Source organism: Microbacterium sp. LS_15 (genome assembly GCF_041954735.1).
GTDB lineage: Bacteria > Actinomycetota > Actinomycetes > Actinomycetales > Microbacteriaceae > Microbacterium.
The window spans coordinates 1-22,100 of the sequence record NZ_JAVAYD010000014.1 but is presented as its reverse complement, the minus strand read 5'-3'; the positions used below and the strand labels follow the sequence as shown (position 1 = coordinate 22,100).

General features: G+C 71.0%; 21 protein-coding genes. 8 read left to right on the top strand and 13 right to left on the bottom strand.

Annotated elements, in window-relative coordinates:
* Entirely contained in the window at nt 1–978 is a 978-nt protein-coding gene (locus RAC69_RS14635) for a C-terminal binding protein (RefSeq protein ID WP_375087465.1), read from the bottom strand.
* Nucleotides 979–1,056: 78 nt separating this feature from the next.
* Between RAC69_RS14635 and RAC69_RS14630 the strand changes: the two genes are divergently transcribed.
* Together RAC69_RS14630 and RAC69_RS14625 are read left to right on the top strand one after the other, a co-directional pair.
* Entirely contained in the window at nt 1,057–1,806 is a 750-nt protein-coding gene (locus RAC69_RS14630) for an SDR family NAD(P)-dependent oxidoreductase (protein ID WP_375087464.1), read from the top strand.
* The gene (locus tag RAC69_RS14625; RefSeq protein ID WP_375087463.1) at nt 1,799–2,140 is read left to right on the top strand and encodes a nuclear transport factor 2 family protein; all 342 of its coding nucleotides are present in this window, start codon (nt 1,799–1,801) and stop codon (nt 2,138–2,140) included. The genes RAC69_RS14630 and RAC69_RS14625 overlap by 8 nt, the downstream gene beginning before the upstream one ends.
* Here the strand turns inward: RAC69_RS14625 and RAC69_RS14620 are convergent.
* The 4 genes from RAC69_RS14620 to RAC69_RS14605 are packed head-to-tail and all read right to left on the bottom strand — an operon-like array spanning nt 2,130 to nt 6,206.
* Entirely contained in the window at nt 2,130–2,933 is an 804-nt protein-coding gene (locus tag RAC69_RS14620; RefSeq protein WP_375087462.1) for an SDR family NAD(P)-dependent oxidoreductase, read from the bottom strand. The genes RAC69_RS14625 and RAC69_RS14620 overlap by 11 nt on opposite strands.
* The gene (locus tag RAC69_RS14615) at nt 2,930–4,015 is read right to left on the bottom strand and encodes an enolase C-terminal domain-like protein (protein WP_375087461.1); all 1,086 of its coding nucleotides are present in this window, start codon (nt 4,013–4,015) and stop codon (nt 2,930–2,932) included. The genes RAC69_RS14620 and RAC69_RS14615 overlap by 4 nt, the downstream gene beginning before the upstream one ends.
* The gene (locus RAC69_RS14610) at nt 4,012–4,773 is read right to left on the bottom strand and encodes an SDR family NAD(P)-dependent oxidoreductase (RefSeq protein WP_375087460.1); all 762 of its coding nucleotides are present in this window, start codon (nt 4,771–4,773) and stop codon (nt 4,012–4,014) included. Before RAC69_RS14610 ends, RAC69_RS14615 begins: the two co-directional genes overlap by 4 nt.
* Entirely contained in the window at nt 4,770–6,206 is a 1,437-nt protein-coding gene (locus RAC69_RS14605) for a hypothetical protein (RefSeq protein WP_375087459.1), read from the bottom strand. The genes RAC69_RS14610 and RAC69_RS14605 overlap by 4 nt, the downstream gene beginning before the upstream one ends.
* A gap of 108 nt (nt 6,207–6,314) precedes the next feature.
* On the opposite strand from RAC69_RS14605, the gene RAC69_RS14600 reads away from it, so the two are divergent.
* Together RAC69_RS14600 and RAC69_RS14595 are read left to right on the top strand one after the other, a co-directional pair.
* Entirely contained in the window at nt 6,315–6,962 is a 648-nt protein-coding gene (locus RAC69_RS14600; protein WP_375087458.1) for a GntR family transcriptional regulator, read from the top strand.
* The gene (locus RAC69_RS14595) at nt 6,959–7,807 is read left to right on the top strand and encodes an SDR family NAD(P)-dependent oxidoreductase (RefSeq protein WP_375087457.1); all 849 of its coding nucleotides are present in this window, start codon (nt 6,959–6,961) and stop codon (nt 7,805–7,807) included. The genes RAC69_RS14600 and RAC69_RS14595 overlap by 4 nt, the downstream gene beginning before the upstream one ends.
* A gap of 112 nt (nt 7,808–7,919) precedes the next feature.
* Here the strand turns inward: RAC69_RS14595 and RAC69_RS14590 are convergent, their stop codons facing one another.
* The 8 genes from RAC69_RS14590 to RAC69_RS14555 form a co-directional block, all read right to left on the bottom strand.
* Nucleotides 7,920–10,073, bottom strand: coding sequence for a peptidase C14 (locus RAC69_RS14590; RefSeq protein ID WP_375087456.1), 2,154 nt, complete (start codon nt 10,071–10,073; stop codon nt 7,920–7,922).
* A gap of 85 nt (nt 10,074–10,158) precedes the next feature.
* Nucleotides 10,159–11,100 carry a hypothetical protein gene (locus RAC69_RS14585; RefSeq protein ID WP_375087455.1) on the bottom strand — a complete coding sequence of 314 codons (942 nt, stop codon included), beginning with the start codon at nt 11,098–11,100 and terminating at the stop codon, nt 10,159–10,161.
* Nucleotides 11,097–12,149, bottom strand: coding sequence for a hydroxyacid dehydrogenase (locus tag RAC69_RS14580; RefSeq protein WP_375087454.1), 1,053 nt, complete (start codon nt 12,147–12,149; stop codon nt 11,097–11,099). Before RAC69_RS14580 ends, RAC69_RS14585 begins: the two co-directional genes overlap by 4 nt.
* Complete coding sequence (locus tag RAC69_RS14575; protein ID WP_375087453.1) at nt 12,146–13,231, bottom strand: dihydrodipicolinate synthase family protein; 1,086 nt, start codon at nt 13,229–13,231, stop codon at nt 12,146–12,148. The genes RAC69_RS14580 and RAC69_RS14575 overlap by 4 nt, the downstream gene beginning before the upstream one ends.
* Nucleotides 13,231–14,265: an NAD-dependent epimerase/dehydratase family protein gene (locus RAC69_RS14570; protein ID WP_375087452.1), complete on the bottom strand. Its 1,035-nt coding sequence runs from the start codon at nt 14,263–14,265 to the stop codon at nt 13,231–13,233. The genes RAC69_RS14575 and RAC69_RS14570 overlap by 1 nt, the downstream gene beginning before the upstream one ends.
* Before the next feature lie 19 nt (nt 14,266–14,284).
* A complete protein-coding gene (locus RAC69_RS14565) occupies nt 14,285–15,199 on the bottom strand; it encodes a carbohydrate ABC transporter permease (protein WP_341935986.1) in 915 nt (304 codons plus the stop codon).
* Complete coding sequence (locus tag RAC69_RS14560; RefSeq protein WP_341935987.1) at nt 15,196–16,101, bottom strand: sugar ABC transporter permease; 906 nt, start codon at nt 16,099–16,101, stop codon at nt 15,196–15,198. Before RAC69_RS14560 ends, RAC69_RS14565 begins: the two co-directional genes overlap by 4 nt.
* 71 nt (nt 16,102–16,172) lie before the next feature.
* A complete protein-coding gene (locus RAC69_RS14555; protein WP_375087451.1) occupies nt 16,173–17,411 on the bottom strand; it encodes an ABC transporter substrate-binding protein in 1,239 nt (412 codons plus the stop codon).
* A 186-nt stretch (nt 17,412–17,597) separates the two neighbouring features.
* On the opposite strand from RAC69_RS14555, the gene RAC69_RS14550 reads away from it, so the two are divergent.
* The 4 genes from RAC69_RS14550 to RAC69_RS14535 all read left to right on the top strand — a co-directional run.
* Nucleotides 17,598–18,764 carry an ROK family protein gene (locus tag RAC69_RS14550; RefSeq protein ID WP_375087450.1) on the top strand — a complete coding sequence of 389 codons (1,167 nt, stop codon included), beginning with the start codon at nt 17,598–17,600 and terminating at the stop codon, nt 18,762–18,764.
* Entirely contained in the window at nt 18,761–19,759 is a 999-nt protein-coding gene (locus RAC69_RS14545; protein WP_375087449.1) for a Gfo/Idh/MocA family protein, read from the top strand. Before RAC69_RS14550 ends, RAC69_RS14545 begins: the two co-directional genes overlap by 4 nt.
* Nucleotides 19,756–20,775, top strand: a complete 1,020-nt coding sequence (locus RAC69_RS14540) for a Gfo/Idh/MocA family protein (RefSeq protein WP_375087448.1) — start codon at nt 19,756–19,758, stop codon at nt 20,773–20,775. Before RAC69_RS14545 ends, RAC69_RS14540 begins: the two co-directional genes overlap by 4 nt.
* Before the next feature lie 339 nt (nt 20,776–21,114).
* Nucleotides 21,115–22,100 (top strand): magnesium and cobalt transport protein CorA (locus tag RAC69_RS14535; RefSeq protein ID WP_375087447.1); only part of this gene is annotated, 986 nt, incomplete at its 3' end.

Genomic DNA, 22,100 nt, shown 5'->3' with positions numbered 1-22,100 from the left:
TCAGCCGGCGTGGGCGGGGGCAGGAGTGACGAGCGGGACGGACTCGCCGGCGAGGAAGCGGATGACGTTGTCCGCCGCGTGCACGGGCAGGTCGTCGAGCGCCTCCCGCGAGAACCACGCGGCGTGCGGGGTGAGCAGGACGTCGTCGAGATCGCGCAGCGGGGAGTCCGCCGCGAGCGGTTCGCCGTCGAAGACATCCAGCGCCGCACCGCCGAGATGCCCGGATCGGAGGGATGCGGCAAGCGCCCCCTCGTCCACCAGCGGCCCGCGGCACGTGTTCACCACGACCGCTCCCCGCTTCATCGTCGCCAGGGCGTCGGCGTCGATCAGGTGCCGGGTCTCATCGGTGAGCGGCACGTGCAGGGTGAGGATGTCGGCGGTGGCGATCGCCTCGTCGATCGCCACCGGCTCGCAGCCGGCCGCCCGCACGGAGTCGGCGGCGGCGAACGGATCGGCGACGAGAACACGGAACCCGAGCGCACGGCATCCGCACGCGACGACGCGTCCGATGCGCCCGAAACCGAGCACCGAAACCGTGGTGCGCGAGGGGCGCACGGCGAGGGGACGCGCCTCGACGGCCTTCCACGTGCCGGCGCGCACCGCGCGGTCGTACGCGAGGAGGCCGCGCGCCTGAGCCATGATCATGGCGACCGTGTGCGCGGCGACCTCTTCGATGCAGTAGCTCGGGGTGTTGGCGACCGCGATCCCGCGCTCGGCAGCGGCGTCCACGTCGATCATGTCGTAGCCGATGCCGACGCGGCTGATGATGCGGAGATTCGGCAGGCGGTCGAGGACGTCCGCGGTGATCGGCATCCACTGCACGACGAGACCGTCGGCATCGGCGGCGCCGGCGGCGAGGAGGTCGTCGACCGTGGCGGAGGCGGCCCGCTCGGCCCGCAGACCGGCGGCGCGGAGGGTGTCTTCGATGACGGACCCCGGCAGGTCGCAGTCGGTCACGATGATGAGGGGCTCGGTCATGGATGCGATGCTATAGCATCTAGCATTGACATCGCGAGATTGTTTCGGGGGATCGCACATTTGCTATAGCGTTCAGGTATGACACAGCGACGAGCGCTCACCACCGGCGCGAGCTCGGGCATCGGAACCGCAGCCGCCCGCGAACTCGCCACCGAGGGCTATGCCCTCTGGATCACCTACACCGGGCGCGAGGCCGAAGCCGCCCGCGTCGCCGACGAGTGCCGCGCCGCCGGCTCTCCCGACGTGCGCGTCTCACGGCTCGACCTGCGCGATCAGGCGTCGATCGACGCACTGCTCGCGGAGATCACCGCCGAGTGGGGATCGCTGCACGTGCTGATCAACAACGGCGGCGTCTGCCCCTACACCCCGTACGACGACATCGACATCGAGGAGTGGGACTTCGTGCTCGAGACGAACGTGCGCGGCATGTTCTTCCTCACCCGCGGCGCGCTCCCCCTGCTGCGCGCCGCCGACGGCGACCGCTCCGTCGTCAACCTGTCGTCGATCGCCGGCCAGGTCGGCGCGCTGCAGACCGGACTCCACTACTCCGCGAGCAAGGGAGCGATCCTCGCACTCACCCGCAGCTTCGCGCGCCACCTCGCCCCCGAGGGCATCCGGGTGAACGCCGTCAGTCCAGGGCCCGTCGCGAGCGCCATCACCGATCGACTGCAGGGCGACGGACGCGACCGGCTCGCGGCATCCATCCCCCTCGGCGCCTTCGGACAGCCGGCCGACGTCGCGTGGATCATCGCCTCCCTCGCCTCCGAGCGGGCGGGCTTCATCACCGGCGCCACGTACGACGTCAACGGAGGAGTGCGCATTGACTGACAGCATCCGCTCGGCCGCGCTCACCGTGCAGGCACAGCTCGACGCGTTCAACGCCCACGACCTCGACGCGTTCGTCGCGACCTACGCGGCGGATGCCGTGATCACCGGCGTCGCGCCGGAGCCGATCATCGGGGCGACGGCGATCCGCGCGTTCTACGAACCCCGGCTGCAGAACCCCGAGCTGTCGTGCGTGATCGAGCACACCGTGCTGTTCGGATCGCGATGGGTCGTGGCCCAGGAGCAGGTGGTGAACGCGGGCGTCGCCACCGAGACCATCGCGACGTTCGACGTGCTCGACGGTCTCATCGCCCGCGCCTCGATGCTCAAGGCCTGACTCGACCGTCGAAGCGGGCGCGGAGCGCCGGGTCGACGACGACCTCGCCGAAGGAGGCCGTCCACGCGCCGTCGACCGCGATCGACTGCCCCGACAGATACGGCGCCTCGTCAGAGAGCAGGAACGCCGCGACAGCCGCGACCTCCTCGGCGCGGGCGATCCGGCCCATGGGCGGCCCCTCCGCGAGCGCGCGCTCTGCAGCCGCCGGGTCGGAGGATGCCGCGATCTGCGCCTCGAGGTGCGGCGTGCGCACGCCACCCGGCGCGACCGTGTTCGCGCGTATGCCGAGTCCGCTATATGTCACGGCCACACTGCGGCTGAGCGCGTCGATGCCCCCCTTCGTGAACTCGTACGCCGCGTGGTCGACGAAGCTGGAGCGGCCGTGGATCGAGCCGATGTTGACGATCGCTCCCGCGACGCCCTGGTCGAGGAACGACGAGACCGCCGCCGAGCATCCCCAGACGTAGCCGAGGCCATTGATGTCGAGGATCTCGCGCACCACCGTCTCGTCGAGCTCGTGCAGGGGTGTGCGCTTGGTGATGCCCGCGTTGTTGACCCAGCCGCGCAGGGGCGCGTAGGCGAGGGCGGCGTCGGCGGCACGCTCGTGGGCGCTGCGGTCCGCAGCATCCCCCGCCACGACCTCGGCGACGATCCCCTGCTCGACGGTGCCCGACCCGGCGGACCGCTCGAGCCCCACCACCGTCCACCCGTCGGCGGTCAGCCGTTCGGCGATCGCCCGGCCGATGCCCTTGCCGCTGCCGGTCACGACGGCGCTCCTCGGCGCGGATGTCATGGTCGCTCCTCTCGGTCGAAGGTGAAGACGGCCGGGTCGAGGCCGAAGCCGAGTCCCGGACCGCCGGCGGGGCGGACGTCGCCCACGAACGTCGGCCCGCCCGTCACGAAGCTCGGCGCGGGGTCGTACGGATTCACTCCGCGCGCGAACGTCTCCACCTCGATCCCGAGGTGGGCGGTGACCTCCGGATACACGTGCCCGGACACCCGGATGCCGCGCTCCGCCGCCCACGACACGATCTCGCGCGCGGGAGTGATGCCGCCGATCGCGACGACGTCGAGGCGCAGCACATCGATCCCGCCCTGCTCGACGAGTGCACGCAGCACGGCGGGGTCGGTGACCTCGTCGCCGACCGACAGCGGCAGCCCGCTCTCGGCGCGGATCCGTGCGCATCCCGCTGCATCCTCGGGCAGGAGCGGATCCTCGAGCCAGGCCAGGTCGGGCGCTCCCCACTGCGCGATCTCGGAGAGGGCCTCGTCGGCGTCGCGCCATCCGAATCCCACGTCGACCACGAGGCCCGTCTCCCGCGGCAGCTCCGCACCGAGGATCACGAACAGCTCGCGCATGTATGCCGGATCGGGAATGCGCGACACCTTGACCTGCGCCCATCCCGCGGCCTGGCGCAGAACCTCGTCGGCGACGTCGCGGGGAGTGCGTTCCCGCGACGGGTACGCCGCGACGAGCATGGCGCGACGAGGGGCGTCGCCGGTCCCGAGGAGCCGCCACAGCGGCACTCCCGCCCGGCGAGCGGCGATGTCCCACAAGGCGATGTCGACGAGGCCGATCGCGCGCCGTACGAGGCCCACGCGTCCGACGATCGCGCTGCCCCGCAGCATCCGATCCCACGCGGCCGACGGATCGTCGGCATCCGCCCCGATCGCGTGCGGAGCGATCAGGCGGTCGACGATCTCGGCCATCGGCGCCTCCCGCGACAGGCAGTACGCGACCCCGGTCGTGCCGTCGGCGTCGGTCACGCGCACGGCGCTGTACTCGCGACGGGTCACCGTCATGGCACCGAGGTGCAGTGGAGCAGGAAGCGGCAGCACCGCCGTGGCGGTGTGGACCCGTGCGACCGCCGTCATTCGGGCCTCTTCGCGAGCGGCACGCCGTAGTCGACCAGAAACCCGCCGTCCACGTAGAGCGTCTGGCCGTTCATATAGCGCGACTGATCCGACACGAGGAAGCTCACGGCATCCGCGATCTCACTCGCCTCCGCCAGACGACCCGCCGGGATGCGCGACAGGATCGTGTCGAGGCTCAGCGTTCCCTGCTCGACACCCTGGCGGAAGACGCCCGTGTCGACATAACCGGGTGCGACCGCGTTCACGCGCACCCCGCGGGCCGCCCACTCCGCCCCCGCGGTCGACGTGAGACCGATCACCGCGGCCTTCGTCGTCGCGTACGGCGCACGACCGGCGGAGCCTCGCGACGAGATCGACGAGATGTTCACGATCCGGCCGGCGCCGCGCGACAGCATCCGTCGTCCGGCTGCCTGCAGCGCCGAGAACACGCCGTGCAGGTTCACGTCGACCACGGCCGACCACTCGCCCCAGGAGAGGTCTTCGATCGCGCGATGGCGCTGGATGCCGGCGTTGTTCACCAGCACCTCGATCGGACCCAGCTCCGCCTCGATGGCCCCGAAGACCCGGTCGGTCGCGTCGTGGTCGGTGACGTCGAGCTCGCGCCACAGCACGCTAGCGCCCGCATCGGATGCCGTGAGGCCCGGCACCCGGTCGGCGGCGACGACGCGATAGCCGTCTGCCACGAGGCGGCGTCCGATCTCCCAGCCGATGCCGGCGGATCCTCCCGTGACGATGGCGACGGGCGCATGGTCTGTCATTTCTCTCCTCTGGTCGGGGCGGATGCGGGTGGCGAGGGAGCGGGCGACGCGGGCGCGAGGAGGGCCGCGACGACCTCGCAGGCGTGCTCCTCGAGAAGCTCGAGGCAGCCCGCGGCGAGGGGCGTCTGCCAGGCCTGATACGCGCCGCGCTCGTAGGCCTCCCGAGTCGGCATATACACGAAGCCCGGGCCGTTCGTGAGGTTCATCACCACGATCGGGATGCCGGGGAACCGGGCGCGCAGCGTCGTCTGCAGCCGCGAGTACGCCTCGCCGGGATGACCGACGACGACGGCGTCCCCGAGGCGCCAGGCCCACACGGGGTGCGCGACGGTGGGCCCGTCGATGTACCCCTCGCGCAGGTTGCGGGCACGGCCGAGCCGCTCGTCGCGCGAGCGCGGATCGATGTCCTTCCACTCCTCGGCGAGCTGATCGAGCGTGGGCAGGTCGCGGAGCGGCAGGTCGACCGTCGTCGTCGAGCCCGCGGCATCCTCCCCTCCGTCCCCCGGGCGTCCCTCCCAGATCGCGAGCGGTGCGCCGGACTCGACGACCCCGCCGAGGGTCAGCTCGTCTCCGGGCAGCGGCAGGCCGTCGAGGGCCGAGAGCACCGCGTGTCCGAGCGATCGTCCGTGTCGGTCGGCCACGGCGACATCGCCGGTGTACTGCTCGCGCGGCGCGAGCTCGCCCGACGCTCCCTGCACGAACAGGCACGGCGCTCCGGTCGCCGTCTCGACGATCTCGCGCATCGCGCCGACATAGTCGGGGGACACCTCGCGGTTCTGCCACGCGAGCGTGGTGGGGTGGCACGCGTAGTTCACGATCGTCGCGCGCACCTCCCCGCCGACGCTCACCCGTCCGATCGTCACGGTGTCGTCGGCGGCGACTCCCGGGTTCCAGCCCACGAGGGCCCGGCCGTCCAGGTCGAGCTCGCGATCGGCGGCGAGGTCGCAGCGCCCGGTCGTCCACTCGACGAGGCCGGATCGGGCGGAGTCGAGTGCTTCGCGACCGGCCGCGATGCCCTGCTCGGCGAGGGTCTCGAGGTATCCGGGGATCAGCTCGCCGCCCTCGAGATGCGCGTCGGCCGCGCACAGCACCGCGCCGGCGTGCGTGTGCGAGAGCGACAGCATGAGCTGATCAGCGTCGAGGCCGAGCTCGTCGAGGATGGCCCCTCGCACTCCGATCTCGTCGGCCACCCGTCGCCACCATGTGCCGTCGACCGCGAGCAGCACACGCGCGCGCCCGTCGCCACCGGTCACCGCGAGCGCGGTCAGTTCGAAGGGCCGGTGGGCGCCCTCCGCCCGCTCCCAGTCGGCGGGTCCCCAGTTCTTCGCGCGGATGCCGACCGGCGGCGTCACATCGCGCCTGGCCACGCCGACGAGCGCCGACGTGCGCGGGACGCGGATGCTGTCGCCGATCGCGAGCGGGGCGGTGGTCATGCGGACTCCTTCGGGTGTGCAGGGGGAGGGAATGCCATAGCATCGAGCGGAGCGCCCCGGCATCCGCTGACGGCGTCGCGCATCGAGGAGGGCATACGAGTGCGCAGCGTGTCTGACCAGAACATCGCCGAACAGGTCGCCGACGAACTGCGCTCCGCGATCCATTCCGGGGAACTCGCCCCCGGCGAGAGACTCGTCGAGCGCAAGCTGGCGGAACGGCTCGGCGTGAGCCACATCCCCGTGCGCGAAGCGCTCACGAGGCTCGCCCAGGAACGCCTCGTCGTGCACGAACCGCGCCGCGGAGCCCGCGTGGCCGCGCTCACCGCCCGTGACCTGGAGGAGATCTCGAGCCTGCGGATCGTGCTCGAGCAGTTCATGGCCATCCGCGTGCAGGAGCGGTGGGACGAGGAGGCGGCCGGGCGCCTCGGCTCCGTGGTCGAGGCGATGGCGGCGGTACCCGAGGGCGACATCGCCGAGCTGCTGCGGCAGGACCGGCTGTTCCACGAGACGCTGTCGGAGCTCGCCGACCACCGCTTCCTCGACGAGGTCACCTCGCACCTGCGCGGCCGCGTCGCCGGGTTCCTGCACGCGGCGAACTCCGCTCTCGACCCCGCCGAACAGGAGGAGCACGTGCGCAGCCACCGGCAAATCGTGGATGCCATCGCCGGCCGCGACCCCGAGACCGCTCGCGCCGTGATCGCCGAGCACGTGACCAGAGCAGCCCAGCGCATCACCCCGACCGACGCAGAGGCATGACTCCCGTGACGAAGACCATCGTGATCACCGGAGCGTCCGACGGCATCGGCGCCGCCGCCGCTCGACAGCTCGCGGATTCCGGACACCGGCTGCTGCTCGTCGGTCGATCGTCCGAGAAGACCCGCGCGGTCGCCGACGCCACCGGCGGTGAGGCGCTGACCGCCGACTTCGCGCGACTCGACGACGTGCGGGCGCTGGCCGGTCGGATCGACGACCTCCTCGGTGACGACGGCCTCGACGTGCTCGCCAACAACGCCGGCGGCATCTTCGGCGACCGCACCCCCACCGTCGACGGCCACGAGAAGACCATCCAGGTCAACCATCTCGCACCGTTCCTGCTGACGAACCTGCTCCTGCCCCGACTGCTGCGCAGCCGAGGGGCCGTCATCAACACGTCGAGCGTCGGGCACCGCCTGTTCGGCGACCTCGACGTCGACGACCTCGACAACGAGCGGCGCTTCAGCGCGAACAAGGCCTACGGCGACGCCAAGCTCGCGAACGTCCTCTTCGCGAAGAGCCTGCACACGCGGTTCCATGCCGACGGGCTGAGCGCGGTCGCCTTCCACCCCGGCACCGTGCGCACGAACTTCGCGGCCGACTCGTCGAGCCTCATGCGCCTCGTCTACCGCAGCTTCCTCGGCCGGCTCATACTCACGGGCGTCGAGGAGGGCGGCAGCATCCTGCGCTGGTTCATCGAGGGCACGCCAGACGAGACCTGGTTCTCGGGCGCCTACTACGACGAACGCACCCTCTCGAACCGCGTCAATCCGCAGGTCGACGACCCCGCCCTCGCCGAGGCGCTGTGGCAGAAGAGCGCCGAGCTCGTCGGCATCCCGGCATCCTGACCTCGCGCGCCCGCGCGGCTGCGAAGGAGATCCCTCATAACGAAGGAGCGGATGGGGCGTCAGCTCCTTCGTTACGCGAGATCTCCTGCACAGCACGGGGCGACCAGGATGCTCAGACCGCGAGGTTCGCGGCGTCGACGACGCGGTCGCCCTCGGCGGGGAACGCCGTGCGGGTGACGCCTGATTCGACATTGCCGGTGTGCAGGAGGGTCGACTCGGAGCCGAAGGCGCCGTCGGCGAGCTCGATCGCGCCGCCCTCGAAACGGTTGCCGACCGCGCGGTAGTGCGTGGCGCCGGTTTTCAGCGAGACGTGCGTCGCCGACCCCTCCGCGCGCAGGGTGCTGTCGGTCACGGTCAGGTGCAGCGGCCCGGCACCGGTCCGCGTCACCCCGGTACCACCCTTCAGCAGGACGTCCGACCCGGCGATCTCGACGGCCTGCCGCTCTCCGCGGGCGGCAGCGATGCGGGCGTTGCGCAGCGTGGACCCCTCGAAGCGCAGGTGCTCGGACGCCGAGGTGATCGGCGCCGCGTCGTCGGCCGCGGTGAGCGTCGACCCGCGGAACGTGACGGCTCCCGGGCCGGTGATCTTCATACCGCCGACGCCGCTGAGCACGGTGTCGACGAAGGTCACGGGCGTGGTGACCGCCGCACTCGTGAGCTCGCCGGGGGCGACGAACGTGAAGTGCGAGTCGGCGATCACGTTCGGCCGAGCCGACGCATCCGACTGCTGCGTGATGATCAGGGTGTCGGATGCCGTGCAGCCGCGCAGCTGCGCCCCGTCGGCGTTGATCCACAGCATCCCTGAGCCGGAGAGCGAGGGCTTGCCGATCACCTGCACGTCTTCCAGGGTGAGATCGGTGATGCGCACCCGAGCGACGAACCACGAGCAGACGTGCTTGCGCACCGTGATGCGCTTGGCCGCCGAGCCCCAGGCCGCGCCCGAGTTCGCGAACGTCATGAGGCCCGAATTCCCGGTGTAGGTGAGGTCGTGCTCGTACTGGCCGTGCGTCACGAACGGTCCCTGATCGTCGCCGTCGCCGTGGCAGTTCTCGACGAGGCAGTAGGCGCTGGCGGTGAAGTCGTTGAGGTGCCGGGCGTTCGAGGTGTGGCAGTTCGCGACGTAGCCGTACAGGCAGTAGATCTGCTGCGTCAGGTACCCGGCGCCGCCCCATGTGACCGACGTCGGGTTCGAGAGGTTGCAGCTCTCGGTCGTGAAGTACGTGTTCCAGCGGCGCTGGATGAGCGGCCAGAACGTCGCTGTCCCGTCGATGTGGTCGACGTCGCAGCGCACCGCGTACTCGAAGGCGAGCGGGTGCGAGCCGGTGTACTCGTCGGCCCCGCCGCCCAGGAAGCGCAGGTTCGACACCGTCACGTCGTGCACGGGCTTCACGAGCCGCCACGTGATGGTGCGGTCCTTGCCGAGCGGCCAGCCGTTCTTGTAGTTGACGCGGATGTGGGTGCCGTCGACGATCTGGGTCACCTGCACGAGCCGCTGCAGCTCGCGCTCCCACCGACCGGCGAGGCCGTTCACCTCGGCGGCGTACCAGCTGCCCACGGCGAAGAACGACGAGTCCGCGACGGGGAAGACGTCGGCCAGGTCGGGCACGTTCTCTCCGAGCTTCGCCTCCTGCACGGCATCCGTCACCTCGCCGCGGAAGAACATGACCGCGGCGAACGGGTCGTCCTTCGGGGCGTTCTCGATGCCGACGGTGGTCATGAGGTTGTTGCCGAAGTCGAAGGCCAGGTTCGAGCGGGTGAAGCGGTGCCGTCGCACGAAGTTCAGGTCGGTGTGCGCCTCGATGCGGTGGATCGAGAGGTCTCCGACCATCGCGTCGAGGGCGTCGTCGGCGGGCGCGGAGGCGTCGAACAGCCCGAACTGCCGGAACTCCACGACGCCGGAGTGCACGAGCAGCCACGCTCCCTCCTTCTTCGCGGCGAGCACGGTGCCTCCGTTCACGGCCGGTGCGTCCTTCTTCACGAAGCGATAGAGCCCGTGCCCGCCGTCGCCCGGTGCCGCGTACCCGGACGTGCGCACGAGATCACCGTCCTTGCCCTTGAGTCCGGCGAGGTCGGCGGCGGTCTCGGCGGTGCCGACGGCCTTCGACGTCGCTGCGCTCAGCGGAGCCACCGGGCCAGCGGCCTGCGCGGGCGCGTGGCTCGCGACCGCCGCCACCCCGCCCAGCGCTGCGGCACCGAAGCCGGCGAGCAGCATCCGCCGGCTGCGGAACGCGGCGGTCTCGGTCCTGTCCTCGTTCGTGATCGTCATGCTGTCGTCCCTTCGTGCGGCGGCATCGCCGCTGTCGGGCGTGCGACCGGCCGGTCGGCACGCGGCATCCGGTACCTCTCCTGCGTCACCACGAGTCCCCGCCGTCACCGGAGCGCGCGAGCTGCGCTGCGCGCACGGTGTTCTCGACGACGACCTGCGCCGAACGCCACGGGGCGACGACGCGTCGATCAGCACTCGCATCGAGCAGGGCGCCGATCAGTCCCTCGAAGCCGAGGGCAGCATGGGGGTTCTCGACATCGAGCACGCACGAGCGGAGCCCGTCGGTCGTGACGACGTCGATCGCATAGGCATCCGGGCCGGGGATCCCCGACAGCGATACCTGCGCGGGCAGCTCGCGCCCGCCGACGGAGACGCGGACATCGAGGCCCGCGGCATCCTCCGAGTACGGCGATCCCGCGGCCCGGCGCGTCCAGCCGGTGCCCGAGGTCAGCCGTGCGCCGGGCACCACGACGTCGACCATCTCCCAGGCGTGCACGCCCACGGACGCCAGGATCCCGCCTCCGAGATCCGGCGCGTCCTGCCAGTCGCGCTCCGGCGTACGGAACCCGGCCGCGTCGTGCTGCGCCCGCACTCGCACTGCGAGCACCTCCGCGTGCTCGACTTCGGCGCGGAGCGCGGCGAGAGCGGGCGCGAAGCGCAGCACCGAGCTCGTTCCGACGAGCGCGGGGTCTGCGGCATCCGACCACTCGTGGAGCTGCGCCGCGGTGGCGGCCACGACCTTGTTCACGAACACCGGTGTCACGCCGTCCTGCAGCACCCGGATCAGCGCCGCCGCCTCGTGCGTCCGCGGCGTGGCGATCACGAGATCCGGACCGAGCGCGAGCAGGTCGGCCGGTGAGCCGACGGATGCCGTGCCGTGCCGCCCCGCGAAAGCCGCCGCCGCGAGGTGGTCGTCGTCGTACACGCCCACGACCTCGCCGCCGAGTGCGCGGAGGTGGGTCGCATCGGTGTCGGGATGGGAGTGCGCGAGACCGGCGAAGGCCACGCGCTGCGGCGACGTCGTCATGCCATCGACGCCAGCTGGGCTCGATCGACGGCTTCGACCAGCGGCCGGCCCTCCGCGAAGGCGGTGATCTCGTCGGCCACGATGCGGCCCTGGCGCAGACGACCCTCGACCGTGCCGGCGGCGCGGTGCGGGGTGAGCAGCACGTGCGGGAGTCCGCGGAAGGGGCTGGTGGCCGGCAGCGGCTCCTCGTCGAACACGTCGATCGCCGCACTCAGGCGTCCGCTGCGCACCTCGTCGAGCAGCGCCCCCTCGTCGACCAGCCAGGATCGGGCGGTGTTCACGAGTCCGGCGCCGTCCGGCATGAGTGCGAGCTCGCGTCGCCCGATGAGGTGGTGGGTCTCGGGCAGGGTGGGCGCGTGCACCGCGACGATGCGGGCTCGGCGCAGCGCCTCGTCGAGGGGCAGCAGCTCGGCGCCGAGAGCGGCGGCCTGCGCGGCGCCGAGGGTCGGATCCACGAGCAGGGGCTCCGCCCCGAGCAGCCGCACGAGCTCCAGGTACGCACGACCCGTGCGCGAGGCGCCGATCACGGCGATCGGCGCACCGAGGATCTCGTGCTGCGCGCCGCCGGGGCCGGCGTCGTCCCAGCCCGCCGCGTTGCGCAGGGCGTTGTGCATGCTCGGGATGCGGTGCAGCAGCGCCAGCGTGAACGCCAGCGACACCTCGGCCACCGGTCGCGCCATCGCCGCACCGGCCTGCGTCACGACCACGCCGCGGTCGAAGAGCGCGTCGGTCGCGAAGGCCTTCACCGATGCGCCGATGTGCGCGACGACCTGCAGCTTCGGGAGCCGCGCGAGCAGCGCCTCGTCGAACGGCGGAGCACCCCAGCTGGTCAGCACCACGCGGGCGCCGTCGAGTCGGGCGTCGTCGAGTCGGGCGCCGTCGAGTCGGGCGTCGTCGAGTGCGGCGTCGTCGAGTGCGTCGACCCGCGCGAAGGCGCCGCCGAGCGCGCGTGCAGCGGCGTGCAGGCGCTGCTCGTCGTCGCGCGAGAACAGCTCGGCGAACAGCGGTGCCGGCACAGCGGCGACGACGACGACCGGTGCGGCGCTCATGCCAGCCAGACCTCGAGGTTCTCGGCGATGAAGGCGTCGTCGTTCAGGTCGGGGTAGGCCAGGCGCACGCGCCGGATCTCCTCGGCCTGCCCGGGCGAGAGCCCTTCGGCGGGATCGAGGCACCAGGTGCCCTCGAGCAGGCCCTGCTGACGCAGCAGCTCGTGCACCCCGGCGATCACGCCGTGGAAGTCGTTGCCCGGGTCGAACACGGCCTGGTTCACATCGACCATGTCGGACGCGACGAGCCCCAGTTCGCGGTAGGCGACGGCATCCCCCTCCATGGCCGTCCTGGCCCGGGCGAGCAGGTCGACCGCGGCCTTCGTGCCCACGGCCCACTGCCCCAGCAGCCCGCCGACGAAGCGCAGCGTGCGCGGCCCGTCCGGCGACTCGACGTGGAACTCCGACAGCAGGTCGGCGACGATCGCGTCGTCGTTGCCCGTGTACAGGGCGATCTCGTCGGCGCGCCCGGAAGCGGCGACGCCGCGCACCAGCTCCAGCGTGCGGTACCGGTCGAACGGCGCGGCCTTGACCGCCACGACCGCGGGGATCGTGGCGAACTCGCGCCAGAACTCCCGATCGAGCACGGGACCGCCGATCGCGGTCTGCAGGTAGAAGCCGACGATCGGCAGCACCTCGCCCACCGCGCGCGCCCGGTCGAGCAGAGCCCGATCGTCGGCGCCGGCGACCCGCGGACTCACCAGCACCGCGTCGTAGCCGAGAGAGCGCGCGAGCTCGGCCTCGGCGACGGCCTGCGCGGTGTCGCCGGCCACGCCGGCGATACGCACGACAGCGGCGTCGGCCCGTGCGTCCATCTCCTCCGCCGCGAGCGCGAGCACCGGCTCGAACAGAGCATGCTCGGGGTCGCGGATCTCGAACTGGGTCGTGTGCACGCCCACCGCGAGGCCGCCGGCTCCCGCATCCAGGTAGTACCGGGTCAGTGCGCGCTGGCGGCGCTCGTCGAGCGTGCGATCGGCGGTCAGGGCGAGCGGATGCGCCGGGATCACGGCCCCCTGCGCGAGGGTCGCGGCGGCCTCCGCGCGGAGCACCGGCACGGTCGAGGTGTGCGCAGCGTACCCGCGCATCAGAACCTGCCGTCCCGCACGGCCCACTTCGTGGGCTTGGCGATCATCGGAAGTCCGGCGGTGATCCACTCGGCCTGCAGACCGATCAGCGTCTCCGCGGCGACGGAGGGGTAGCCGAACAGCGCCATGCAGCGGCGGGCGTCGCTGAGGAGCGCGGTCGGCTGCGGCTCGTCGACGAGCGTCACCTCGCGCTCGAACAGCTCGCCGAAGCGCCGGGCGATCGACTCGACGCTCAGCAGCTCGGGGCCGGTCAGGTTGATGGTGAACGGGTCGGTCGAGGCGTGCACGAGGCTGCGCAGCACGACCTCGTTCGCATACCCCTGCCACACCACGTTGACGTTCGCCGTCGCGAGAGACACGGGCTGACCCGCATGCACGGCGCTGCCGATGTCGGCGAGCACCCCGTAGCGCAGGTCGATCGCGTAGTTGAGTCGGATGATCGCCACGCGGGTGCCGCGCTCCTGCGCGCCGAACTCGAAGACGCGTTCGCGCCCGAGACACGACTGCGCGTACTCGCCGATCGGCGCCGGCGTCAGCTGCTCGGAGGCACCGCCGGATGCGGCGGGCACGAACGGGTACACGTTGCCGGTCGAGAGCACCGAGATGGCGCTGTCGCGGTAGCGCCGGGCGACGCGGTCGGGCAGAGCGGCGTTGACCTCCCACGCCCACGACGCATTGGTCGCCGCGCCGAACTTAGCCCCCACCATGAACACGACGTTCGGGGCGTCGGGAAGACCGCTGAAGTCGTCGTTGTCGATGAGGTCGAACGGCACGACGGTGACGCCGGCAGCGTCGAGGCGCTCGCGGATCTCGGCGTCGCCGAACCGCGACACCGCGTAGACGGCATCCTTCTCCCGCCCCGCGGCGTCCATGCCCCGACGCGCGAGCATCGCGAGGGTCGGGCCCATCTTGCCGCCTGCGCCGAGGATGACGAGGTCGCCCGAGCCCTGGGCCAGATCGGCGATGAGCGCGTCGGAGGGTGTCGAGAGTACCTCCTCGAGGTGCGCCTCCGAGGTGAATGCGTGCTGAGTCACGTGGTGATTCCCTTTCTTCTCAGCCCTTGATGCCCGTGCCGGTGACGCCCTCCTGCACGTACCTCTGGGCGATGAGGTAAGCGAGGAAGATGGGCAGCAGCGCGACGACGGATCCGGCGAGCATGGTGCTCAGCGGCACGTTCTGCTGCTGCAGAGACGAGATGCCGACGGTGAGCGTGAACATCGAGTTGGACTTCGCGATGATGAGCGGCCACAGGAAGTCGTTCCAGTGCCAGAGGAACACGAAGATGCCGAGGGTCGCGAGGATCGGCTTGCACAACGGCAGCACGATGCGCAGGAAGATCCGGAACTCGCCCGCGCCGTCGATGCGGGCGGCCTCGAAGAGCTCGTCGGGCAGCCCCTGGATGAACTGCCGCATGAGGAACACGGCCTGCGCATTGGCGAGCGTCGGCAGGATGAGGCCCCAGTAGGTGTCGATGCCGCCCAGGTTCGCCATGAGGATGAAGGTCGGGATGAGGGTGACGTGGAACGGCACCATCACCATCGCGAGGAACGACCAGAACATCACCTCCTTGCCGGCGAACCGCTTCTTGGCGAAGGCGTATCCGGCCATCGCCGAGAGGAACAGCACGGCCACGACCGACACGAGGGAGTAGACGACCGTGTTCCACAGCCAGCCGAGGATGTTCTGGCCGCCGAGCACCTGCTCGTACGACTCGAACGAGATGTCGGTCCACGGCAGCAGCGAGCCCGGGAGCTCGACGACCAGCCCCGGCTTGAGGCTCAGCACGACCATCGCGTAGAAGGGGAAGAAGCTCAGGATGCCGGCGATGCTCAGCCAGATCCACCGTACGACCACACCCATGCGGGTCGGTTCGAGGGCACGGAACGACCGGTGGCGGCGCGGGGCGGCCGGCTTCTTCGGAGGCGCCGAGACCGGCGTCTGCGTGGGCGGCTGGATCAGGGCGGTCATTTCTGCTTTCCGATCACGAGGCGCTGGATGAGGGCGACCGCGAGGGTCATGATGAACAGGGCGACGCCGACCGCGGCCGCATAGCCGTAGTCGAAGTACCGGAAGCCCTGGTCGTACAGCAGGTAGACGAGCGAGTAGCTGGCGTTCGCCGGACCGCCCTGGGTCATGACGTAGATGACGTCGAAGACCTGGAAGGCCGCGGTCGTCTCGATCACCGCGAGGAAGAAGAAGGTGGGGCGCAGGTACGGGAACACGATGTACCGGAAGCGGTTCCACGCGTTCGCGCCGTCGACCAGCGCGGCCTCCTCGAGTTCCCGGGGCACGTCCTGCAGCGCGGCGATGACGATCATCATGCCGTAGCCGAACCGCGACCAGACGCCCACGACGACGATCGCGGGGATGACGAGCACGGTGCTGCCGAGCCACGAACCGCCGAGTCCCAGCGGAGCCATGAGCTGCGACCAGGGGCCGTTGCTCGAGAAGATCCAGACGAAGATGCTCCCGGCGAGCACGAGCGAGGTGATGACCGGCAGGAAGAAGATCGAGCGGAAGAACCGTGCGCCGCGGAACGCGCGCCGCACGCCGAGCGCCATGATCGTCGACAGCGCCAACGAGATCGGCACGGCGAACACCGTGTAGATGAGAGTGGTGCCCATCGCCCGCCAGAACAGCGGATCGGCGACGAGACGCTGGAAGTGATCGAGACCCCGCCACGCCACCTCGCCGGAGATGTCGTAGTCGAAGAAGCTCAACGCGACGCCGGCGATGCTCGGGCCGAACCGGAACGCGATGAAGAGCAGGAACGCGGGCAGCACGAACAGGAACGCCACGCGCGCCTCGCGCCTGGCCAGGACCCGCGCCACCCGACCCGGTGGTCGCTTCGCGATGGTTGCCGTCGTCATCAGGAGACCTCACCTCGGTGATCGAAGGGGGACGGAGGTGCACGGCGATCGCCGCGCACCCCCGATGGGGGCTACTTGATGAGCGGGGCGGCCGCGCTCGCGGCATCCTTCAGCGCATCGGCCGGCGACTTCTGGCCGAGCAGCGCCGCCTGGATCTCGGGCGCGAGCACGCCCATCAGCGCGCGGGAGCTGGCGTTCAGCTCGCCGACCGTCGTGTCGGGGACGTACTTCTCGACCTCGCCGAGCAGCGGGTCGTCGGCGTACAGCGGCTCCGTGATGCTGAGAGCCGAGAAGTAGCCGGCCGCCGTCAGGTACGGCTCGACGACCTCGGCGCTCGTCGCGTACTCGGCGAAGGCCGCCGCGGCATCCTGCGCCTTGGAGCCCTTGAGCACCGAGAGCGAGCCGACCGTTCCGTACGCCACCGACTCCTCGTCGCTGAGCGGTGCGAGCACCTTGACGTTCTCCTCGCCCCAGAACGGTGCGACCTCGGTCACGCCGTTGTTCCAGGTGCAGGCGACCTTGCCCTGGGCGATCGCGGTCTGCTCGAGCGGGACGTTGGTGGTGAGCGCCTCGGGGTCGAGCGCCCCGGCCTCGGCGAGGTCGGTGATGAAGGTCAGTGCCTCCTCGCCCGCCGTGCTGTCGAACCCGACCTCGCCCTCGTCGGTGTAGACCGCGCCGCCCGCCTGCCACAGCAGCGGGTAGAAGGTGAGGTTGAGGGTGTTCTCGGCCGAGGCGGGGTAGTTCAGCACGTACATGTCGGCCGCCGTGAACTTCGGGGCGATGTCGACGATGTCGTCCCACGTCTCCGGGTACTCGGTGACGCCGGCCGCCTCGAACGCGGCGGCGTTGCAGATGAGCGGCTGCGCGCTCGTGAGGATGGGAGCGCCGAGGATGTCGCCGTCGATCGTGACGGAGTCCTTGACGTTCGGGAGCAGATCGTCCTGGCGCTGTTCGCTGAGCAGATCGTTCAGCGGTGCGATCGACTTCTGGTACGCGGCCAGCTGGTCGGGGATCAGGTAGACGACGTCCGGACCCTTGCCCGCGGCGATGGCCGTCTGCAGCGCCTCGTCGCGGTTCGCCCACGGGAAGATCTCGTAGGAGACGTTGATCCCCTCGTTCTCCTTCTCGAAGTCGGCGATCGTGGAGTCCCAGAACTCCTTGTGAGCCGCCTCGTCGGCGATGACCGGGTACAGCCAGACAGTGATGTCCTGCTCGCCCTCTGCGGTGGCGCCTCCGCCGGCCGAACATCCGGCCAACAGGGTGGCGGCCGCGATGCCCGCGGCGACGCCGGTGAACTTGCTGACGCGCATGGTGCTCCTTTGCTCATACCGTGCTGAGTACGGTTTATTATGACATCGGGTTGGGATAATTAGTCAAGTACAACTTCTCAAGCTGTTGTTACAGCCGTGTTTCCGGGAGGAAAACGACTGACCTTGATTTGAGAATGGGGTGTGCTATTTTGATCGCACCCCGCGACGACGAGAAGGAGGCCGCACATGGTCGTGCCGACCCCGCTGTCGATCGTCGCCCGCTCGGCGCAGCACCTGCGAGACGCGGGCGCCGCCACGGTGAACGAGATCGCACGCTCGCTCGAGGTCTCCCGCACCTCCGTCGAGAACGCGGTCGCCACCCTCAGCGAGTCGGGACTCATCGTCGAGGGCTCGGCCGCACCGTCGGCCGGTGCCGGACGCCCCGCGCGCCACTACTCCTTCCACGCGGCAGCCGGCACGGTCGTCGGCATCGACATCGGCGTGGCCAGCGTGCGCGTCATCCTCGCCGACCTCACCGGCCGCGTGATCGCCCAGCAGGCCTTCGCCGGGGTCGCCGCGCAGAGCGACGGCGCCGCCAAGCTCGCCGCCGTGATCGACGACGTCCGCCGGACGCTCGCCGCTGCCTCCGTGCCGGCATCGCGAGTGCGCGCGATCGGAGTCTCGCTCCCCGGTCTCGTCGACGACGCGGGCCGCGTCGTGATGTCGGTCGTGATCCCCGAGTGGTCGGGCGTCGACATCGGCGCGCAGCTGCACCAGGCCTTCGGCTGCCCCGTATCCGTCGACAACGGCGTGCGTCTCGCCGCGGTCGCCGAACACCACCTCGGCGTCGCCCAGCTCGTCGACGACGTCGTCTACCTGTCGGTGGGCAACCGCATCTCGATGGGGCTCATCCTGGGCGGTCGGCCGCGTCGCGGCATCCACAACGCCGCCGGCGACATCGGGCGCCTCGCGTTCCGCGGGCTGAACACCGAGACGGGTCAGATCACGTGGCGCACCGCGCGATCCGCTGCCGAGGTCTTCGCCCTCGCCCGCTCGGGCGACGCCGATGCGCAGCACGAGCTGGACGCCTTCATCGATGAGCTCGCCCACGGCATCGCGACCCTCATCATGACCGTCGATCCGGCCATGATCGTGATCGGCGGCGGACTGTCGGCCGCGCACGAGCAGCTGCTCGACCCGTTGCGGGCCGCCCTGCCCGGCCATCTCGGACTCCCGTTCCAAGTGCCCCTGGCCGAGGCGCGGCTGGGCGCCGAGGCCGCCGCTCACGGTGCGGTCGTGCACGCGTTCCGCCGTCACGCCGCGAGCATCTACGGCATCGACGACATGCCGGTGCCGCCCATCACCCCGCTGGCCCCCGAGTCGGCGACCCACCCCGCAGAGGAGAAGCAGTGAGCACGCTGACGGTCGGACTCATCGGCGCCGGAGGCATCTCGCGCGTCCACGCCGACGCCTGGCGGGCCCTCGGCGCCCGCGGATACGTGACCTCGCTCGACGGGGCGGAGGAGATCGCCGCCGAATACGGCTTCGAGGTCATCGCCGACGTCGACGCGCTCATCGACCTGGTCGACCTGGTCGACATCGTCACGCCCAGCAGCACGCACGCCGACTTCGCACTGCGCGCGATCGCCAGAGGACGCGACGTGATCTGCGAGAAGCCGCTCGCTGCGACGGCCGAGGCCGCCGCGCAGGTCGCAGCCGCCGCCGAAGAGGCGGGCGTGCGGCTCTTCCCCGCCCACGTCGTGCGGTACATGGCCCAGTACGCGGCGATCAAGGATGCCGTCGACGCCGGCCGCATCGGCCAGATCGCCGTGCAGAGGTTCAGCCGCACCGGGTCCGCACCCCCGTCGCCCTGGTTCTTCTCGGAGCGGGCGGGCGGAGGCGTCATCCGCGACCTCATGATCCACGACCTCGACCAGGCGCTGTGGTTCGCCGGCCCCGTCGACACCGTCTACGCGGTGCAGAACCCGCCGACGGTCGACGACCGGGTGCCGGTGCCCGTGTCGTCGCACGTCGTGCTCACGCACCGCAGCGGTGTGATCAGCCACGTGCACGCGAGCTGGGGGCTCCCCGGCATGCCGTTCCGCACGAGCGTCGAGGTCGCCGGGTCCGACGGGCGCCTGCGGTACGACAGCGCCGAGGACCGCACCCAGCGCACGGATGCCGTGCTCGACGACACCGCGACCGACTACCTGCCGCCGATGTCGCCGCAGGAGAGCCCGTACTACGCCGAGATCGCCGACTTCGTCGCCGCCGTGCGCGAGCACAGGGACGCGCGGGTGGACCCCGCCGACGGCATCCGCGCGGTGGCCGTGGCGGAGGCGGCGATGGCGTCGATCGCGTCCGGCGCCCCGGTCGCCGTCGTCTCGTCCGAGGAGGTCGTCCGATGACCGCTCCGCTGCGCATCGCCGTGCTCTCGTTCGCCCACACGCACGCCCTCAGCTACGTGCACGCGCTGCAGGCGATGCCCGGGATCGAGCTCATCGCCACCGATCCCGACGGCGCCGCGGCCCCCGACGATGCGCTGCGCGGCGCCGACCTCGCCACCGAGCTCGGTGTCTCCTACGTCGACGACTACGACGCCGCATTCGCGTGGAAGCCGGATGCCGTCGTGATCGCGGTCGAGAACTCGCGGCACCGTGAACTCGTCGAACGGGCGGCGAGCGCCGGTGCGCACGTGCTGTGCGAGAAGCCGCTCGCCACGACCGTCGACGACGCGGTCGCGATGCAGCGCGCGTGCGACGAGGCGGGTGTGATGCTCATGGTCGCGTACCCCGTGCGGTTCTCCCCCGTCGTGCGCGACGCCCTCGCCGAGCTGCGCGCGGGACGACTGGGCCGCATCCTCTCCGTCACCGGCGTCAACAACGGCAAGCTGCCGGGAGACCGCGCCTGGTTCACCGATCCGGACCTCGCGGGCGGCGGCGCGCTCGTCGATCACGTCGTGCACTGCGCCGACCTGCTCGACGAGCTGCTCGGCGAGCGGGCGTCGTCGGTCAGGGCCGTGTCGAACGGCATCCTGCACGCGCAGCGCGACCTCGCCGTCGAGACGGGCGGGCTGGTGACGATCGGCTACCCGAGCGGTGTGATCGCGACGATCGACTGCTCGTGGAGCTGGCCGATGAGCTCGCCGACCTGGGGCGGAGTGACGCTGCAGGTCGTCGCCGAGCGCGGCACCGTCACGGTGAGCCCGTTCGCGAAGGGCGTCGCCGGGCACGATGCGAGCGGCGAGACGTGGACGCCGGTGGGCGCCGATCTCGACGCGCTGCTGCTCGACGAGTTCGTCGCCGCCGTGCGCGAGGGGCGGCAGCCGCAGCCCGACGCCGGCGTCGGCATCCGCACCGTCGAGATCGTGACGGCCGCGCAGGCGTCCGCCGCCTCGGGTGGGCAGGTCGTCGCCCTGGGCTGATCGGCCCTGCTGGGGCCGGGCCCCGCGGCCCGGCTCCCGCGGCCCAGCCCCCGCGGCCCGGCCCCCGCGGCCCGGCTCGTCGGGAAGGTGGAGTAACATGGCTCGCCGGACGCGCTCGCGTCCGACCCCCGAGGAGTCCGAAAGGCGGTGATGGCGATGTCCGGTGATAGTTACGACGCCGCCACCGCTGCGTCGCGACTCCCTGCGCTCGCGCGTTGAGCATCCGCTCCGCGCCCGCGCACGTCCTCCGCAGCGTCGGCGGCGTCATCCGCCCCTGACGATTCCTGCGCACGCCGCCGACCCTTCGCGGCGAGCGCCTGCGAGAACGGAGGCCGCATCATGGCCCTCATCGACAACGGCGTGTACGTCCACGGACGTCGCGTGGAGACCCTGCACAACCTCGACGACACGTCGCGCACCCTCGGCGCGCTCGGCGGCATCGCCTGGATCGGGCTGTACCGCCCGAGCCCGCAGGAGGTCGAATCGGTCGCGCGCGAGTTCGACCTGCATCCGCTCGCCGTCGAGGATGCGCTCTCCGGGCACCAGCGCTCGAAGGTCGAGCGCTACGGCGACACCCTGTTCGCCGTGCTGCGTCCGGCGCGATACCGCGACAAGGAGGAGTCGATCGAGTTCGGCGAACTGCACCTGTTCATCGGACCCGACTTCGTCGTGACCATCCGGCACGCCGAGTCGCCGAACCTCGCCGCCGTGCGGCGGCGCATGGAGGCGAACCCCGAGCTGCTCGCGATGGGGCCCGAGGCGGTGCTGTACGCGATCCTCGACGAGGTCGTCGACGAGTACGAGCCGATCGTCGCCGGACTCGAGAACGACATCGACGAGATCGAGGACCAGCTGTTCGGCGACAGCGACGACGACGCCCTCTCCCGCCGCATCTACGAGTTGTCGCGCGAGGTCATCGGGTTCCAGCGCGCCGTGCACCCGCTGGCCGGGATGCTGCAGTGGCTGCGTCGAGGATCGGACAAGTACCGCATCGACGAGGAGTTGCAGCGGTCGCTGCGCGACGTGCTCGACCACGTCATCCGCGTGCAGGAGAAGATCGACTCGTTCCGGGCGATCCTCGAGAACGCGCTCACCGTGCAGTCGGCGCTCGTCGCGCGACGGCAGTCGGAGGCCGGGCTCGCGCAGAACGACGAGATCAAGAAGATCTCGTCGTGGGCGGCGATCATCTTCGCCCCGACCCTCGTCGGCACCGTCTACGGGATGAACTTCGAGGGGATGCCGGAACTGCAGTGGACCTTCGGGTACCCGATGGCGATCGGCGCGATGGCGGCCTTCGCGGTCGGGCTGTACGGGGTCTTCAAGTA